This is a genomic window from Ignavibacteriota bacterium (assembly GCA_016212665.1).
Lineage (GTDB): Bacteria > Bacteroidota > Ignavibacteria > UBA10030 > SZUA-254 > FW602-bin19.
Genome location: JACREZ010000028.1, coordinates 87,641 through 106,372 on the forward strand (window position 1 = coordinate 87,641; position 18,732 = coordinate 106,372).

11 protein-coding genes are annotated in these 18,732 nt (G+C 44.4%); 8 read left to right on the top strand and 3 right to left on the bottom strand.

What is annotated here, in order from left to right; translation table 11 throughout:
• The first annotated feature begins 35 nt into the window (after positions 1–35).
• The 6 genes from porV (at position 36) to HY960_10220 (ending at position 11,775) form a co-directional block, all read left to right on the top strand.
• On the top strand, positions 36–1,199 hold the full coding sequence (gene porV, locus HY960_10195) for a type IX secretion system outer membrane channel protein PorV (GenBank protein ID MBI5216109.1): 1,164 nt from the start codon (positions 36–38) through the stop codon (positions 1,197–1,199).
• A gap of 248 nt (positions 1,200–1,447) precedes the next feature.
• The gene (locus HY960_10200; GenBank protein MBI5216110.1) at positions 1,448–4,714 is read left to right on the top strand and encodes a T9SS type A sorting domain-containing protein; all 3,267 of its coding nucleotides are present in this window, start codon (positions 1,448–1,450) and stop codon (positions 4,712–4,714) included.
• A 4-nt stretch (positions 4,715–4,718) separates the two neighbouring features.
• Positions 4,719–5,363, top strand: a complete 645-nt coding sequence (locus HY960_10205; protein MBI5216111.1) for a hypothetical protein — start codon at positions 4,719–4,721, stop codon at positions 5,361–5,363.
• 41 nt (positions 5,364–5,404) lie between these two features.
• Positions 5,405–8,458: a PD40 domain-containing protein gene (locus HY960_10210; GenBank protein MBI5216112.1), complete on the top strand. Its 3,054-nt coding sequence runs from the start codon at positions 5,405–5,407 to the stop codon at positions 8,456–8,458.
• Positions 8,459–8,626: 168 nt separating this feature from the next.
• Positions 8,627–9,583 (top strand): hypothetical protein, encoded by a 957-nt coding sequence (locus tag HY960_10215; protein ID MBI5216113.1) that lies wholly within the window; start codon positions 8,627–8,629, stop codon positions 9,581–9,583.
• A 71-nt stretch (positions 9,584–9,654) separates the two neighbouring features.
• The gene (locus HY960_10220) at positions 9,655–11,775 is read left to right on the top strand and encodes a glycosyltransferase family 39 protein (GenBank protein ID MBI5216114.1); all 2,121 of its coding nucleotides are present in this window, start codon (positions 9,655–9,657) and stop codon (positions 11,773–11,775) included.
• Between the two features lie 118 nt (positions 11,776–11,893).
• On the opposite strand, the gene lptG is transcribed toward HY960_10220, so the two are convergent.
• Both lptG and HY960_10230 read right to left on the bottom strand, forming a co-directional pair.
• Positions 11,894–12,976 carry an LPS export ABC transporter permease LptG gene (lptG, locus tag HY960_10225; GenBank protein MBI5216115.1) on the bottom strand — a complete coding sequence of 361 codons (1,083 nt, stop codon included), beginning with the start codon at positions 12,974–12,976 and terminating at the stop codon, positions 11,894–11,896.
• A 1-nt stretch (position 12,977) separates the two neighbouring features.
• The gene (locus HY960_10230) at positions 12,978–14,354 is read right to left on the bottom strand and encodes an LptF/LptG family permease (GenBank protein ID MBI5216116.1); all 1,377 of its coding nucleotides are present in this window, start codon (positions 14,352–14,354) and stop codon (positions 12,978–12,980) included.
• Positions 14,355–14,535: 181 nt separating this feature from the next.
• On the opposite strand from HY960_10230, the gene HY960_10235 reads away from it, so the two are divergent.
• Together HY960_10235 and HY960_10240 are read left to right on the top strand one after the other, a co-directional pair.
• A complete protein-coding gene (locus HY960_10235; GenBank protein MBI5216117.1) occupies positions 14,536–14,796 on the top strand; it encodes a hypothetical protein in 261 nt (86 codons plus the stop codon).
• Positions 14,797–14,830: 34 nt separating this feature from the next.
• The gene (locus HY960_10240) at positions 14,831–16,228 is read left to right on the top strand and encodes a hypothetical protein (protein MBI5216118.1); all 1,398 of its coding nucleotides are present in this window, start codon (positions 14,831–14,833) and stop codon (positions 16,226–16,228) included.
• Positions 16,229–16,345: 117 nt separating this feature from the next.
• Here the strand turns inward: HY960_10240 and HY960_10245 are convergent, their stop codons facing one another.
• Positions 16,346–18,523 (bottom strand): carbohydrate binding family 9 domain-containing protein, encoded by a 2,178-nt coding sequence (locus HY960_10245; GenBank protein ID MBI5216119.1) that lies wholly within the window; start codon positions 18,521–18,523, stop codon positions 16,346–16,348.
• Positions 18,524–18,732 lie beyond the last annotated feature (209 nt).

Here is an 18,732-nt window from a genome sequence, read left to right on the forward strand (position 1 = left end):
AGCATATTTACAAAGGAAGATATATGATGTTCTCCATGAATCGAAGATTCGGTCTCTATGGATTTCTTGGATTAATGGCGCTGGCGTTGCTTGTGCCGAATTCTGTGTGGGCGCAAGCCGGCGGCTCTGCGGTTCCGTTTTTACTTATCGCGCCTGATGCGCGTGCTGATGGTATGGGAGAATCGGGCGGCGCGCTTGCCGATGACGCTTCAGCCATTAGTTGGAATCCGGCGGGTCTGGCATTTCAACGCGGGCGTGAAGCAAGTCTTACGCACTCCAATTGGTTACCGCAATTCAACCAATCCGATTTGTTTTATGAATATCTCGCGGGGAAAATGTATATGCCCGAAATCGGCGGAACGCTTGGCGGCAGTATTACCTATTTGAACTTAGGAGAATTTGTCCGAACGGAAAACGACCCGACTCCGCTCGATACATGGAAAGCGTACGAGTTTGCTGTTACAGCAGGGTATGCGACGCAGGTATTTGAAGATTTAGGCGTTGGTTTGAATCTACGGTACATCCGAAGTTCACTCGCGCCATTCGATGTGCAGGGACAGGGGCGTGAAGGTGTTGCCAATACATTCAGTTTCGATATTGCAACAATGTGGCGACCGACCTCGTTGGTACTTCCATTCATTGGAGATATTGAAGACCGGTTCAGGTTCGGGTTGAACATTTCCAACATCGGACCGAAAGTAACGTACATTGATGCGGCGCAAGCAGACCCGCTTCCGACGAATCTTCGCGTCAGTCTTGGTTTTCAAATCCTGAAAAGTCAATACAACAATCTTACTGTTGCCGCAGATTTCAGTCGCTTGTTGATTCGCCGTTACCCGGAAATCAAAACATATATGTACGATTCATTAGGAACGATTACGGACTCAACTGTGATAGACCCGCATGTAGATGACCTTCCGAAGTCACTCATCTCAACGTGGGAACAGGATAATGTTTGGAAGAATTTCACCATCGGCGGCGGTTTTGAATACTGGTACGGTAGCCCGCGTCTCATTGCACTTCGTTGGGGATATTTCTACGAACACCCTGAGAACGGAAACCGGAAGTTTATGACGTTCGGCGCCGGTATCCGGTACAGCATTTTCGGGTTTGATTTCAGTTATCTCTCGGCTGTTGAAGAAAACCATCCATTGGGAGAAACTCTTCGTTTTACGTTGTTAGTCGGAGAACCGGAATAAGGTTTTCCGTTGATTGAATCTGAGGTTATTCAAAAAAAAACTATTCAGGTATGTCATTCTGAATGTGGTTGTCCAAAAAATAAGTAGGACAGGCATTCTTGCCTGTCATGTCCTTGAATATCAATTGATTTCGACAGACAGGAATGTCTGTCCTACCATTGTTAGGACTTTTTGGACAGCCTCTGAAGAATCTCTGAAGTCGAAGGGAGATTCTCCGCTTTCGCTCAGAACGATACCGATAGTACTTTTTGAATAACCTCAGAAAATTTAATTCTCCTTTCAAAAATTATCGCCTGCTCATTGTGAACCGTCAATATCTTTTCATTGTCACCATGCTTCTGGGAATTTCTCTCATGGGTTATTCACAGCAGAAGCCGCGTGTGGTGTTTGACCATCAACTCAGTAGTTCTTCATTCAGTCCGAACGCGCGACAGCAATTTATAGCAACGCGTACTTTTCCCGAAACACTTCGAGTGTTGTGTGCAATGGTCGAGTTTCAGGAAGATAACGACGGCAGAACGAATGGCAACGGTCGTTTCGATTTGTCCGACACGCTCCCGCGTGTCATTGACCCGGCGCCGCACAACAAACAATATTTCGAACATCATCTCACGTTCGCGCAAAATTATTTCCGCAAAGCATCGGATGGAAAGTTTATCGTTGTCGGAGATGTGTTGGACAGCGTGTACCGCGTTCCGAATCAGATGCCGTACTACAGTCCTCCAAGAAGCAGTAACGATAACACAAAACTCGGATTGTTTATGAACGACGCGTGGAGAGTTGTTGATTCGGTGACTCCGGGAATTCAGTACGGCAACTATGACGCGTTCATCATCTTCCACGCCGGGGCAGGACGCGACGTTGCATCGGACATCAAAGAGTTAGACCCGTCGCCGTTCGATATTCCTTCGATTTATCTCAACCTGCCGACGCTTCAAACAATATTCGGTTCAACGTATCAGGGCGTTCCCGTTGCGGATAGTTCGTACTTCATCAAGAACACGATGATTCTTCCGGAAACGGAAAGCAGAAAAGTTTCCACCATTCTCGGCTCGTATTTACTGCAACTCGGAATCAACGGATTGCTGGTAGCGAGCATTGGCAGTCATCTCGGCTTGCCCGATTTGTTTGATACCAAAACCGGGCGCACGGGCATCGGTCGTTTCGGGTTGATGGACGGACAATCAATTTTCAGTTGGTTCGGAGTGTTTCCTCCCGAACCATCGGCGTGGGAAAAAACATTTCTCGGTTGGGCGAATCCAATCACGGTTTCTTCCGGCGATTCGCTGTACTCGCTTCCCGCCGTCAGCAAGAGCGGACAGGAAGATACAATTTACAAAGTTCTCATCAGCGCTAAAGAATATTTTCTGCTGGAAAATAGAAACCGGGATGCAGACAGCAATGGAGTGACAATTACGTACTCACTCGGCGGCAACATCTATTCAAAAACATGGTACCGCGATACAACAAACTTTAACGCGTATGATATTGATTCGCTCTACGGGACAATTATTAACGTGGACGAATTTGATTGGAGTTTACCCGGCGGAGTCAACACGAAAACGAACGAGTGGTTCAACGGCGGCGCGCTCATCTGGCATATTGATGAACATGTGATTGAAGCAAACCTGCAGACGAATTCAGTGAACGCCAATCCCGACCACCGCGGCGTTGACCTCGAAGAAGCGGACGGCTCTCAGGACATCGGGCAATCGTACGAGTTTCTCGAACCCGGCGCCGGCAGTGAAGACGGCACCGCTCTCGATTTCTGGTATTCAGGAAACACCGCCCCCGTCCGTAACAGAAAAAACTTTTTTACTCCGACGACATTCCCGAACAGCAACAGTTACGCAGGAGCGAACAGCCACGTCTATCTCAAAGACTTCTCCGCTCGCAAACCGCAGATGACGGTGAAGATTCAAGTGGGGGATGATGTGAAACCATTGGATGGTTTTCCTAAGTACATTGGTGGAGATTTGAAAAACAGTTCTATTCATGCTCAGGAGATAGCCGGTGGTAGTTCCATTATTGTTCTTTCAACAGACAGTTCTATTTTTAGTTGGAATGTTTCTCAAAATACACCGCTTTTCCCAACCGGAAATCAAACAGGAATAATAGCACAATCAAATTCAAATTGTCAACAAGGATTTTTTGGAACGGGTGTATTGAAAGATGTCGGCGGTGATGGACAACCTGAAATAGTTCAAAGTGAAAATGCGTGTCATCTTTCATCCCATGGTAGCTTGGTTTCGTATTGGTCGTTGAAGGATACAAACTCCGATGGCACATCTGATAAAACGAAGGAATTTGTACTGGATTATAATTCGACCGTAACTTCTCCTGTTGCATCGGATTCGTTCATTGCGTTCGGATTGTCGGATGGACTTATATCGTTCAACAAATCTGACGGAACACACATCGAAGTATCGCTCACAGCAGACACAAGCGAACATATTGTGGGAATGAGTCTCTTTGCACAACCGGATAGGTTTGCCGTGACGCTATCGAACGGAGATATTGTTCTTGTACGGTCGAATGGAATTTTTCGACGAAAGAATTTTTCAAACATCAACAAACTCCCTGTTGTAACCGGAACAATTTCAACGGTGAAAGGAGAATGTCTCGTCTTCGGTTCGACGAATGGAGAAGTCTATCTTACCGATGAAAACTTGAACGTACTGCCGGGATTTCCTTTTGCAACGAACGGAGAAATTAAAAATGTTCCCGCCCTTGCTGACATTGATAAAGACGGTCAACGCGACATTATTGTCTTCAGCGGAAATAAGATTTGGGCAATCAATGCCGCAGGCGCGGTCTTAGATAATTTCCCGATTATCGTTTCAACCGATAAAACTATTCTCACATCTCCAATCATTGCAGATATAGATGGAGACATAGATGTTGATATTGTTGCAGTAACACAAGAAGGGCTTGTTGTTGCCTATGATAAAAATGGTGAGATAGCAAAAGGACTTCCGCTTCAAGCAGGAAGGAACGGCGGCTCAACACCCGCAGTATTTCCAACATTTGACGGATATACTGGAAGGATTGGAATAGCTGTAGCTGGAGTTGATGGGTATGTTTATACATGGCATTTGGGTTTTTTACCGGAATTTTTTCAACCATCAATTCGATGGTATAATCCATGGTCCCAATACATGCACGACGCGCAAAACACCGGCTTAGTCGAAGATGCAAGCGTTCCTAATCCTCGAAGCAACGAGTTTCTTCCGACATCGCTTGCGTACAATTGGCCCAACCCGGTCGGTGCAGAACATAATTTCAAAACACACATCCGGTATTTCCTCAGCGAAGATGCCTCGGTCGAAATTAAGATTCTTGATTTAGCGGGTGATTTGGTAACGACGCTGAACGCTCAAGGCACAGGCGGACTCGATAACGAAATCGAGTGGGATGTCTCCAACATCGAAAGCGGAATTTATTTTGCACGCATCGAAGCAAAAGGTGCATCGCAGAGTGGTATGGCAATCATCAAAATCGCCGTTGTGAAGTGAGCGTGTGCGAATTGTCTGGCTTGGAATATTATGCGTTGTGTTGCTCTCTTGCCGGGAATATCATTCCTTCAACGCGCCTGTTCCGATACTGGGGTATCAAATCAACGGCAAAGTGACAAGCACGAATGGCGTGGCGCTTGATAACGTGTCGGTGAAAGTATTTTATACCTATGTACGAACGAGTACGTTCCCGGTGGACACGGCAAATTATTATGTCACCGACACAACAAAGCGACTGCAAATCAATGTGTATGATGCAAAGGAACGATTTGTGAGAACGTTGTTCTCCGGTTTTCCTTCGAGCGGACCATTGCCGAGATATTTCTTCGATGCTATCGGTGATACATTTCCAAGCGGAAAATATTTTATCAAATACCTTTATGATACAAGTTTTGTCCGTACCATTCCCGTCCTTATTGATGGAAAGATCACGGCAACATCAAACTACAAAGGCGAGTTTATTCTCGAACACGAGTCGCTTCCTGTCGGCGAGCAATTTGATATTTTTGATAACAGCCGCCGTTACGAAGGAACATTCCGCGTGAAAGAAAATGTCGAACTGTTCCTGCAGAAGGGAACGAAGCAGGGTTCGTATTCCATCGTCGTTCAAAAAGATTTTATCACCAAGCGAACGTTTACTATCGAATGAAAATTAGTTCTTTGTACTTTGTACTCTGTTTTTTGTTGTTGATGTTCAACACCTCACTCTATGCACAGGAAGAATTTTATCATCCCGAACTTGAGTGGAAATCTATCGAGACGGAACATTTCTATGTTCACTACCACGACGGAGCGGAGCGGACAGCGCGTGTCGTTTCAAAAATTGCCGAGGAGATTTTTGAACCTGTCACGACACTCTACAACCACAAGCCCGACCAGAAAATCAGTTTCATTATCAAAGATTATGATGATTACTCAAATGGTGCGGCATATTTCTTCGACAACAAAATAGAAATTTGGGCGCCCGCGCTCGATTTCGATTTGCGCGGAACACACAACTGGCTTCGTAACGTTATCACGCACGAGTTTACTCACATCATTCAGATTCAGACCTCGATGAAATTCGGTCGGCGCGTACCGGGAATTTATTTCCAATGGCTCGGTTATGAATCGGAACGGCGGACGGATGTGCTGTACGGGTTTCCGAATGTCGTTGTCTCGTATCCGATTTCCGGCGTTGTGGTTCCGAGTTGGTTCGCTGAAGGAGTCGCTCAGTACAACCGTCATGAACTTTCGTACGATTACTGGGACTCTCACCGTGATATGATTCTCCGCATGTACGCGCTCGACGGAAACATGCTTTCATGGAATGAGATGGCAGTGTTCGGTAAGACAAGTTTGGGAAATGAATCATCATACAACGCGGGCTTTGCGTTTGTCCGGTACATTGCGGAACGATTTGGTCAGGAAAAGATTGTTGAAATCTCACGTAATCTTTCTTTGCTGACGGAACTCACAATCGGCGGCGCTATCAAACGGGCGGTTGGCAAGGACGGGGAAGATGTGTACAACGAATGGCGCGAGTATCTCCAACGCGATTACAACGAACGAACGAAGAACATCAAAGCAACCTTGACACCGCTCGATACGATTGCGTTCGAAGGATTCGGAAATTTCTATCCCGCATTTTCTCCCAACGGAAAGAAGCTTGCATACGTTTCGAACAAGAAAGCAGATTACTTCGGTCTCTCCGGTTTGTATGTGTATGATTTGACGACGAAGGAAGAAAAACGACTGCAAGCAGGAGTTCGCTCGCAGGTTGCCTGGTCTCCCGACGGAAAGAAAATTTACTACACCAAAATTACACGGGATAATCCGCACTGGTCGAATCTTTCCGATGTGTATGTGTATGAACTTGAAACGGAAGAAGAAACACGTATCTCGCACGGATGGCGTGCCGCGTCAGTTTCCGTCTCGAATGACGGAACAAAACTCGCGTTCGTTGTCGGTTCGGATGGAACGTTGAATCTCGCAACGTCCGATGCAGACGGAAAGAATTATCAAAAACTCACCAACTATTCAAACGGCGAACAAGTCTATCATCCCAAGTGGTCGCCCGACGGGAAAACAATTATCTTCGATTATTCCATCAAAGACGGGCGTGATATCGCGACAATTCCTGCAACCGGCGGTGAAGTAACATTCGTTCTGCAAACATCTGCCGATGAACGAAATGCAATCTTTACACAAGACGGAAAGATTGTATGTAGTTCGGATGAAACAGGGATTTTCAATCTTTATGAATATAACCTAAGCACAAAGAACAAAGTACAACGTACAAATGTCTTAGGCGGCGCGTTCATGCCTTCGCTCAACAGTGATGGAAAAATTGCCTTTGCAAACTACACTTCAACCGGGTACAAAATCATGATGGCGCAGTTGTCAACGCCGATGGAAAATGCCGGTCACTACATCAAACAGGATGAACAGCCGGTGAAACTTGCTTCAGAAGAGCATAACAAAGTAAGCGCGATATTCGATTGGAAATCGCTTCGCTCCTATGATGATTCAAAAGTTCCGGCTGATACTTCGACGGAATACAAAAACATCGCATCAAGTTTATCCTTCATTCCGTTCCTGAGAGTGGACAACTACAATCCGAAAAACACGGGATTGGAAATATTGAAGCCAGGACTCTACATGTATTCATACGATGTGCTGGAGCGTTACGGTTTTTTTGCCGGAGCGGCGGCGAACAGCAAGTTCGAGCGGGATTTATTTTTTAATTTTGATTTTCGCGGGAAACTTCCGGGTTTGTATGAACTTGGTTTGGAACCGGCAATGTCGCTGGAGTTTTACAACATTACCCGCAAAACCGATTCCTATCTACGGCTCTCGCTCGACACGCTTCCGGTGGAAATTTCTTACAACCTGATTGAGTTCGATGTTGCATTCAAGCAAAAATTGTTTACGGAAGCGCTCGATTTCGAATTACGGTTCGCTCACAGCCGTTACACTGCCAACATCGGTCAGTTTCTCATTCACCTCAGCAACAACGCTCCGTACTTAGTACAGTCAAGCAGTGATTTGTATTTTATCGGCAATGACCTCTCGGCAAAGTTTGAGTACAACGGAATCGCCCCGTCGCGCACGATGGAGATTCGTCCTGTCGGAAGGAAAGTGCGGCTCCGTTACGATTACGAGTTCAACAAGTTCAATTCAGAAGGTGAGTACGAAATTCAGGACGGCTACCTTCTTCCGAAATATGACCGACCATCGTTCCATAAACTTGAAGCAAGTTGGAAAGAATACATTGCTCTGCCCGGCTGGAGACACACGCTTTCAACGCATGTGCGCGGCGGAACTATTTTCGGTCCTCCGGTGGATAATTTTTTTGATTTTTACATCGGCGGACTTGCGGGGATGAAAGGCTATCCGTTCTATTCGCTCGGCGGCAATGAATTTGTCATCGGCAATCTCACGTACCGTTTCCCGATTTCTGAAAAAATTGATTTCCGTCTGCTTCACATATACTTTGATAAACTCTACGCCGCCGTGTATAGTGATGTCGGAAATGTGTGGAAAGAAGGAAGTCCGGGCGGATTGAAGTTCAAGAAAGATGTCGGCATTGAGTTACGACTCGAAGCGTTTTCGTACTACGCTTTCCCGACTCGTGTTTTCTTCAATGCAACATACGGCTTGGACGAGTTTGACCGGGAAATTCGAAATGCACAAACAACTGTCACGTACGGAAAAGAATGGCAATTCCATTTCGGTGTGTTGTTCGGGTTTGAGTTTGATTGATGTACCACAAAGACCTCAACGTATTTCACAAAGGGACACAGAGTTGATTTGTTTCTTGGTGAACTTTGTGAAAAACTCTTTATGTCCTTCGTGGTTTAAATTTATTCGTAAAGCCGTATCACATAATGTTTAACAATTTTATAGAATAATGTTCAATAGAAAGACACTATGAAATTCACACAAATGCTCTTCAGTATTCTTCTTTTTGCTCATCTCGCTGTTGCAGGTGAACCGAAAGAACTTCATCTCACCGGAAATCCGCAAGTAGATTTTTTCAGTACGAGAGAGTTGAACACGTTTCAGTTGTCAACTCCGTCGTCATTTCAATCGGATGAAGCGATGACATCCACAAATACAACATCGCCGTGGCTTGCAGGAGCGATGTCGCTTCTTGTGCCCGGGGCGGGCGAAGTGTACGCGGGGAATTATCTCAAAGGTGCAATCTTCTTCGGTATAGAAGTCGGAACGCTTGTGACCGCCTATCTCTACGACAAAAAAGGAGACGACCAGACAGTGTTGTTTGAGGCGTATGCGAACGAGCATTGGAGCGCGGTGCGTTACGCGGAATGGATTGAAAGTCATATTGCCATGCTGAACTCAGGCGCTTCATGGGACCCGAGTGTATATACAAGCAGTTATGACCCGAACGACCCGAATCGTCATACACCACCGTTTGGTAGTATTAATTGGGAAGAGTTACAAGCGGTTGAACGACAGGTTGCAGATGGAACAACTAACGGATTCACACACACACTTCCGTATTATGGTCAGCAACAATACTATGAGTTGATTGGAAAGTACGTGCAGTTTTATGCCGGATGGGATGATGCAGACCCGACAACGGGCGATAAGAAAATTGAAGTCAAACCGTCCGACTTTACCCCGGCAAATGATTCCCGTTTCAAAATCTATTCACGGATGCGCGCACAGGCGAATGATTACTACGATGTAGCATCTACGATGGTCAGCGTTGCCGTCATCAATCACGTTCTCAGCGCGCTTGATGCCGCGTGGACAGCCGCGCGATACAACAACGCACTCGAAGCGCGTGTGAATCTGAAAATGCAGCCGACGCCGTTCGGGATGGTTCCGATAAAAGAATTAAAGTTGAATTATACTTTTTGATTGACGATTGAATTGATTGACGATTTACGATTGAGTCATTGATTCATTTTGTTAGATAGCAAAGAGGAATAATGATAGGTTCAAGAGATAACAGAAAAGAATGGCTTTTCTTACTCAGTATTCTTGTCTTTGCATTTTCCATTCGATTATGGAATATCAATTGGAGTTTACCGGAGATATATGAGGAGGCATATCCGTTTCACATAGCATGGAAATTTTGGAACTGGGATGGACAAGGTTTCGATTTCAATCCTCACTTTTTTAATTATCCTGCCTTAACATTTTATGTACAATTTCTTGTACAGACTTTTCACTACCTCATTGGTTCAGTCTTGGGTTTGTATCCTAATGTACAAGCATATCATCAGGCATACGTAAATGACCCAAGTACGTTCATTGTTCTCGGACGGCTTGTTTCAGTTTTTTTTGATGTAAGCACCATAATTGTTCTTTACATCATTGCTCGAAAATATTTTGATAAATTTGTAGCTTTCTTAGTTGCCCTATTGTTGTCTCTTAATCCAATTCATCTCAAGCAATCCCATGTTATCAGTGTTGACTCCGCTTTAACCTTCTTTTCAGTTCTGTCCCTATATTTCATATTGAAATTATACAATCAACCTAAAAAGAAATGGTACATACTTTCTGGCGTTGCTATCGGATTAGCAACAGCATCAAAATATAATGGAGCGATTCTCCTTATTGTACTCTTGACTGCACATTTGATGCAATCAATTTCTCGAAATACCAAACAGTCTATAGTAAGTCTTAACTTTCTGATTGCGATTGCTTTATCTGGAATTGTGTTTATAGTAATCAATCCTTTTATCCTGACTCACTTCGATGAGTTCTATTACAGTTTTTCGTTTGAACAATACCATGTCGCAACAGGACATTTAGGAATTGACCCCAGCCAAAATACAAGCAGTTATTATTTCTTCGATACTATTCCTTCGAGTGTAGGGATTCCAATAGCAATAGCCGCAGGTTTCTTTTTCGGTTATGTCGTTTATAAGAGAAAGAAAGAATCAATCATCCTGGTTTTATTTCCTGTAATATATTTAGGCGTATTGGTTTCATGGGAGATGAGAGCGGAACGATATGCGCTTCCCGTACTTCCGTTTATCGTGCTTTTTGGTTCGGCAGGTATCGTTGCAGCGGGAAGGTTGCTGAGAGAAAAATATGTAAACAAAATATCCCCGGTGTTTCTGAGGTTTATTGTTATTCCGATTCTTGGATTTGTGTGTGTTGTTCCTCCTGCTATCGGGGTGTTGAAATATCAGAATACATATTTATTGCCGGACACAAGAACGCTCGCGAAAGAGTGGATGAAAAAGAACATGCCACCGGGGAAAACGATTGCCACTCTGCCGTTGGGAATGGAACTGAAGGAAAGGAATTATTTTATCGTTCCGATTCCTTTTCATCCGGTCCTTCCGCAGTCGGTTGAACCATTTTATCATCTCGACTTGTACAGAAATTTTGATTACATCATTGGAAGTAGTTTTGATTATGACAGGTACGTTTTAGATACACAACAGTATAAAACGTTCATCAATTTTTATGATTCTTTAAGGACAACTTGCAAATTGCTTCATGAGATTTCACCTAATGAAAAAAGGAACGGTCCGACATTTTGGTTTTTTCAACCAACTCCGGACTCGAATCAACATACTCTCGATGAGAGGATAGTAAACAGATTAGAACAAGTTGAGAATAAGCAAAATCTGGTAAACTTTGCAGGAAAAATTGGAACGATATTTTCACTCAAAGGCTTTCTTGGAAAAAGTGAGCAAATGTTTCGATTGGCAGTGAAGTATGACGGCGAACATCTTGAAGCAAGGAGACAATTAGTACTCATCTTGCTACGTCAGGAAAAAAAAGAAGAAGCATTAAAACACATGAATTTTTATCTTCAACGAAATCCTGAAGATGGTGAACTCCTTGCGGCAAGAGGAGAGATTTTGTTAGGACTGGGTCAACTGAACGAATCGGAAAAAGATTTGATGAGGGCAATAGCAGTAAATAAAAATTTGGAATCAGCCTACCTAAATCTCACCATTATTTATGGGATTACAGCAGAAAAAGAAAAAATGATTGGTATTCTTGAACGGTATTTAACAATTCTACCTCCAAATAGCGAGCGGTATAATTTGGTAGTAAGCCAAATAGAAAAAGTTAAGACCTTCTGAGTGAAGATATAGTTTTTATTGACGATTTACGATTGAATCAATGATTCATTGATTATTAAAAATCGTCAATGACTCTCTACGAGCCGTAGGCAATCGTCAATGATTCAATTCTTTAACCCTACTTCTGTACACGTAGCAAATTATAAATTCCCAAGACAAGAAAAATTCCATTTGCCAGCCACGCAGTCAGAACCGGATGGAGGTCTCCGTTGTAGCCGAACGCCTGACTCACTTTCAAAAAAATCATATAGAAGAAACAAATTGCAACAGCAATCCCGAACTCCACGCCAAGCCCGCCCCGCCGTTTGACGGATGAGAACGGTACACCAAACAACACCACAATAAAACTAGCAAACGGGAACGCTATTTTCCCGTAGTAATCCACTTCCCATCGTGCCGCATCCTGCCCGGCGCGTTTCTGATTTTCAATGAAACGATGTAACGATGTATAATCCATTTCGTCGGGATGCTCTTGCTTTTTTCTGATATCGTCGGGAGTGAAGTTCAGCGTCAATGCCATCGAAGTGAATTTGCTGATGGATTCTTTTCCGTTTGTGAATATGCGCATCGTTCCGTTGCCGAGAGTCCACGTTTTTGTATCAGGTTGCCAGCGCATTTCCCGTGCATCGTATCGTGCCGTGATGATTGTCGGGTCAACGGCATCAAACTCCTGAAGCGAAACTGTTGTTGCGACATCCGAAAGGTCATCATACTGACCGAGCGAGATGATGCGCGTCGGATTATCCTGAATGAAAATATTATTTTTTGAAATATACTCGATTCCTTTTTTGAAATACGTCCGCCCGATGGCAAACTTTTTCTTGTTCGCCTGAGGAACAATCCAGCCGTTAAAATAAATTGATGCCGCACTAACGAAAAGCGAGAACACAAGCAAAGGAACCATCATCCGGTACAAACTGATACCGCTCGATTTCATTGCCGTCAGTTCATTGAACGTAGAAAGCCGTCCCGTTGTGAACAACGCCGACATCAACATGCCGACAGGAATTGTCAGTTTGATAATTTCCGGCATGAAGTAGAGATAATACGTCAGGATAATTCCAAGCGTCGCGTTATGGTCAATAAAGTCATCGAGGTTTTCCATCATATCAACCGAGAGAAAGACGACGACGAATGCCACGACAGCAAAGATTGCCGTAACGATAAACTGTCGGAGAATGTATCTGTCTAATTGGCGCATGTTACTCCGTCGGTTGTTCTTCCGGCGAGCGGAGAGATTTCGGGATGAATCGCTTCAAGCGGTCGAAGCGGAGTTGCGGCGTTTCTTTTCCGATGCGGAAAGTGAGATACAATCCCAGCGTTCCCATGATGATGTTCGCCATCCACATTCCGACTAACGGGGAGAGTAAACTCCGGTCAGCGAGTTTTTCTCCGCCAATCAAACATGCCCAATAGACAAGAAAAAATCCGAGACTGAGCGTTGCCGCCATGCCAAACGTGCCTCGCCGCGCAAGTACGCCGAGCGGCGCGCCGATGAACACGAACACAATGCACGCAACAGGAATCGCATACTTCTTATACAACTCAACTAAGTTTTCGTTGATACGGTCGTTGTTGGAATTGATGAGCGCAAGTTGCGCGGCGATGGAGTTGAGTGTCGTTCTTGCCCGCACAGTCGCGGTAACATGCGGATTCGGTTTTGGTGTAAGGAACGCTCCTTGAGGAATTTGCCGCGCGTACGAACGAGGCGCTGTAAAATCCCGTTCAATTTCCGAAACGCCTGCTTGGGTTGCAGTGATATTTTCTTGTTTGAGACTATCAACCAAGCGACTGAGTTCGTTCGCTTTCAATTCACGCTCGCCGCGGCTGAACGTTCCCAGACTTGAACGCTCGAAATCAAAGCCCTCGACATCCATCACGATGCGATGTTGTTTGAAACGGATGCGTTGATACTTGTCTGATTCGGTCGTTGTGAGTTCGTGAATTTCTCCTTCGTCCAGATCCATAATGAGGTTCCTGAAATCGGGCGTGAATGAAACTTTTCCTTGTTCTGCCGTGATGACGGCGTTTCGTTCGGGCTGAGTGTAATCATAAATTGTGACGCCTTCGAGGTCGTTCGTTCCTTCAAATGTTTTCCGGACGAGAATGCTGTAGCCCGGAAGTTCCTGTGAGAACATTCCCTGCACGAGCGTGAAGGTCGGCTTCTTTCTTCTGATATCGAAGATGAGAGTCTTCAATCGGTGATTTGCTTCAGGAAGAATGTCGTTGTAAAATTCAAACAGAAGAAGCGCGAGAAGGATGCTCATGAAAATGACCGGAGCCATCATCCGATACAAACTCATGCCGCTTGCTTTCATTGCGGTGATTTCGTTGCGGGAAGAAAGTCCGCCGAAGCCCATAAGCGTCGCCACCAGCACCGACATCGGAACGGCAAGCACGACCATCCATGCAAGATTGAGAATTATGAGTTCGGCAATCACGATTGCGCTCAATCCTTTCCCGACGAGTTGGTCAACAAACTTCATGATGAATTGGAGAAGAAAGATGAACATCAGTGTGAAGAAAGAGAAGAGAAACGGACCGGCGTGAGCGCGGAGGATGTATCGGTAAAGTCTCATTTTTTGGTGATTGAATATAGCACTCTAACGTAGGCAATGCAAAATTCGTTCTCCGTTCGGTGGAAGTTACACGTTATCGGTTACTCGTTACACGTGTTTCGGGAGTGTTTTATTTTCATCAGATGATTGGTTATATTTTTGTTGTCTTACAAACTACAAACGAAAAACAAGAAACGAGATTATGGCAACGAAACCAGCATCAGCAGTTCAACAATTTTCACCGGAGAGCATCGAAGCGAAAGCGTATGCAAGCGTCAGTGCAATTCCCACCGTCGAACCGAATGACAGAAACCGGTTGGGCTATCATGTGTACCGGTGGCTTACGCAAAAACAAGGAACACTCGAACAGGCAATCTCAGCCTCCGGCTCACGACTTCAGATTTCAAAACAACAAGCGGCGGAAATGATTAGCGGGGAGTTGAAGAAGTCGGGACTCATGTGAGTTGTGAGATATGAGATGTGCGAATCATAAACAAATGAGAACGAAGAACAGAGGGATGCCGTTTCTTCTTGCTCTTGTTTTATGGTTGATGATTCCTTCCTATGGATTGGCACAGTGGTTTCAATGTCCGGGGACGGAAGGGAAAATTGTTAATGCACTCCTGACAAATGACAGCGTGTATTTGGCGGGGACGGTGAACGGAATATTTCGTTCGTTTAATCACGGGGGATTGTGGAATGCAAGTAGTAAGGGAATAATCGGTCTATTCAACGTGTCAGCGCTGTTAGAACGAGGAAATAGAATGATAGCGGGATTGATGTGGTATAATGTTTCACCAATCTATATAACGACAAACCACGGCGAAGAATGGCGATCAACGACACTCCGTAATGGAAGTGTAAGTAGTCTTGTCCAGACCTCAAACTCAATTTTTTTTATAAACCAATTGGTCAATAATTGTTTAATTGGTCAAGATGTTTATCGTTCACAAGACGAAGGTGAAACTTGGGACGCGTTGCCGATGAATTGCTCGGTTGGTTTAACTGTCATTAACTCAGAATTATTCACGTCATACTTCAATTATATTACTAACTCAGTTGATGAAGGCTCAAGTTGGCATCGTCGTTCATATACTCCTATATTTGATGGAAGGATTGACTTTGTTACGGTCATGAAAGGTATTGATGAAAGCATTTTTATTGGGACGTTAGATTCCGGAGTGTACAAATACTCTCTCATTGATTCGATGTTCGAGCGGAAAAGTGTTGGACTTCCCGAAACAATAAAAGTAAATGCCTTAATTCAAAACGGAACAACACTCTTATCCGGAATGGAACATGGAGGAGTCTTTCAATCAACAAATCAGGGGGAACTGTGGACATCCTTTGCTGATGACTTTCCTTCTGATTTATCTGTCTTTTCTCTTTCCGTCAATAACGGGTTGCTTCTTGCAGGAACGAACGATGGTGTGTGGATGCATCCGTTTTCTGATTCTATTATTTTTCAAAGCGTTTCATTTGAAGAGGGATGGAACTTGGTTTCGCTTCCTCTTCAAACATTTGTTCAAACGAAGAAACGAGTATTTTCAACAACTTCCTCTGAGGCATTTCAGTATGATGGCAAATACCGTGTTGCCGAATCGTTACACGTGGGAAACGGTTATTGGTTGAAGTCAGATTCCTCACATTCTGTTTTCGCTATCGGGAAGAAAGTCCTTGTTGATACATTTGCTGTGAGGAAGGGATGGAATATTATCGGCTCAATCTCTCAATCGGTTTTTGTGGATAGTCTTGAAACAATTCCTCCTAATTTAATTTCGAGTAATTTCTATGGCTACTCGACTGTAACTGGTTATGCTGTTAGCGATAGTATCGTTCCAGGTATAGGGTATTGGGTGAAGGCGAATGATTCGGGGAAGGTTATTCTACGCTAAAATACTTTATTTGAAAAACACAAGATACCCTTCGCGCCCTTCGCGTCTTCTCAGCGTTCTCTGCGGTTGAGAAATGTTTCTTTAACCGCAGAGAACGCGAAGGAGGCGCAAAGATGATTAGAGATAATACAAATACTTCACCTTCAACACGCCGACTCTATCGGTTATGTGCATACGCTGGGGGAGAATATTTCCAAGAACATCACGTTCCGAACTTCGATCAGCGACTTCATTCAGAGCAAAATATATCCAACTCTTCGGGAGGAATTGATACGAGAAGAGAAGTCCGCCGATAAACTGCTCGACATGTTCGGTGGAGTTCACATATACATTGTCGAGATAAAATCGGAGATTCAAATCATTGACCGGAGTGAAGGAGATAAACGGTCGTGAGTTGAGCGTCAGGTCTTCGAGTTCTCCGTCGGGATTTCCTTCTCTGAACATATCAAGTGAAGTTCCGATTTCAAGAACATTGACCGGTTTCCATTCAAACCAAACTCCGCCCCAAGAATATGATGCAAGATAATTCCGGTTGAAGTTGTATGTCTTCTGATATCCACCGTACAAACTTGCATTCCACGTTGGAGAAATGTTATACCAACTGGAAAAACTTGCCGAGTACGAATCGTATTCAATGTTGTAATCTTTTGATTTGCCCGCATCGAGATTGATTTCAAATCCCCAGTTGGAACGAAACTGCATATTGTAGCCAAGCACCCCTGCATAATCCATGAAATTATCTACTCGCTCATCATAAAGAGCGAAGCCGCCGTACAAAAGAATCGTCCGGATTTCTCCTTCATCGGAATACCAGCGTGGTCCCGTAATGCCGACGAGATTTGAGGTTCCAATCCACGGAACGAAACCGACCTGACTAATGTCGAAATTTTTTCCGATGTGTCGTCCGCGCACGAGTGTCATCCAATCATCTTTGAACCATGTGAATCCGGCGGATGCGGCAAAGTCTCCGTCGGAACCTTTGAACGAGCGAGCAAACTGATACGCCAACTGCCACTCAGATGAACGAATCGCTCCGTCAATATCAAGCACTCCGTAGTCATCTGTTGAAGTATGCTTGCCGACGAACAACATTCCGACCGATGAATTATCCAAAACTTGTTTCTTGATTCTTGCAGAAGTAAAAATTGCTTGTGGTTCTGTCAGCGAGAAAGTGTCGAGCATATAATCCTGCTCACCGGTCTTTGCAAGGAAGCCGCCGTATTCCCAATCTTCAAATCTGCCGAATGCTTTTGTTCCGACCTGAAGCGGAACTTCCGAACCGTCGGGAAGTTTTTTGCCGATACGACGCGAATAAAATAACTCAAGCGGACGATAGAAACCGGAATTCCGTTCACGACCCGATGGCATGAAGACTTCGTTCCCTTGTGTAAAGAACGGACGTCGTTCGCTGAAGTAAGATTCATAACGGGAGATGTTGAAACTGAACGGGTCGGCTTCGATTTGCGCAAAATCAGGATTGCCTGTCAATTGGAACGTGAGCGATTGAGAAGGATTATAGAAAATATCAATTCCTGCATCCGGTTCCACTTTGTAATCAGTTCCCCGAAGATGTGTTGCCTTTGCGATGCCGACCGGATAAACTTCCAAATTCAATCCATGAACCGACGGAGTAAAATCTTCAAACTTCAACTTTCCGAATTTTGATATTCGTTGTCCTTCGTTCTCCTCGTAGTTGCACCAGTATAAATCTTCTTTCGATGATGGAATCCACCGGTCGAAATCCAATCCCCACTCGGTCAGTTTTTCATCGTACTGAATTGTTCGATACGGAATTTCCATTTCGATAATGTAGCCGTTGCCGTTCACTTTCGCATCGGCAAACCAAACGCCATCCCAACTATAATCGCGGTTGCGAGCGTCATCAAGTAAACGGCAATCTGCGCGGATGCCGGATGCGCTGACGGCAAACTTGTACGCCGTTCGTTTGTCTCCGAACGTATCGAACATAATCGAAACGACATCGCCGCCGAAGTCATCCTGTTTTCCTGTGTTCTGCTGGATGTTGGTAACATCGTCTTCACAGTATATCATGCAATACAATGCTTCGTCAGTCGTGAGGACTTTTGCCACCGTTCGCTTTGTTCCGGGCTGACCATGAAACGGTTGTTGCTGAATGAAGTCGGAGATAGAATCGGCTGTTGCCCAGGCAGGTTCAATGACGCCATCAATGGAAATTCGCTCAGTCGTTTTTTTCAATGATAACATTTTTGATTCATCCGCGAAGACGAGTGAAAGCGCTGAGAGCAAGAGAAAGTATAGAGAGACAATTCGCATGAAAAAAATTAAAATACTGATTGATTTGGTGTAAAATGCTATATAGAAAACGAATAAAACGGAAGAAAGTGAATCATAACCAAATGTTGTGTAAACTTTTCATTAAGCGGCGTTCAGTATCTTAGCATGGTTTTTCGATTTCATATACTCAATTGTTTCTTCGATCAGTTGGAATGCATTCAGTTTCCGTATTCGCGTTTGTCGTTCCA

What these genes read in the sequence shown, in the direction of transcription:
- HY960_10220 (MBI5216114.1), top strand. Translation starts at nt 9,655, where the DNA reads ATGATAGGTTCAAGAGATAACAGAAAAGAATGGCTTTTCTTACTCAGT.
- HY960_10210 (MBI5216112.1), top strand. Translation starts at nt 5,405, where the DNA reads ATGTTCAACACCTCACTCTATGCACAGGAAGAATTTTATCATCCCGAA.
- HY960_10215 (MBI5216113.1), top strand. Translation starts at nt 8,627, where the DNA reads ATGAAATTCACACAAATGCTCTTCAGTATTCTTCTTTTTGCTCATCTC.
- HY960_10245 (MBI5216119.1), bottom strand. Translation starts at nt 18,523, where the DNA reads ATGCGAATTGTCTCTCTATACTTTCTCTTGCTCTCAGCGCTTTCACTC.
- HY960_10230 (MBI5216116.1), bottom strand. Translation starts at nt 14,354, where the DNA reads ATGAGACTTTACCGATACATCCTCCGCGCTCACGCCGGTCCGTTTCTC.
- porV (MBI5216109.1), top strand. Translation starts at nt 36, where the DNA reads ATGAATCGAAGATTCGGTCTCTATGGATTTCTTGGATTAATGGCGCTG.
- HY960_10240 (MBI5216118.1), top strand. Translation starts at nt 14,831, where the DNA reads ATGAGAACGAAGAACAGAGGGATGCCGTTTCTTCTTGCTCTTGTTTTA.
- lptG (MBI5216115.1), bottom strand. Translation starts at nt 12,976, where the DNA reads ATGCGCCAATTAGACAGATACATTCTCCGACAGTTTATCGTTACGGCA.
- HY960_10235 (MBI5216117.1), top strand. Translation starts at nt 14,536, where the DNA reads ATGGCAACGAAACCAGCATCAGCAGTTCAACAATTTTCACCGGAGAGC.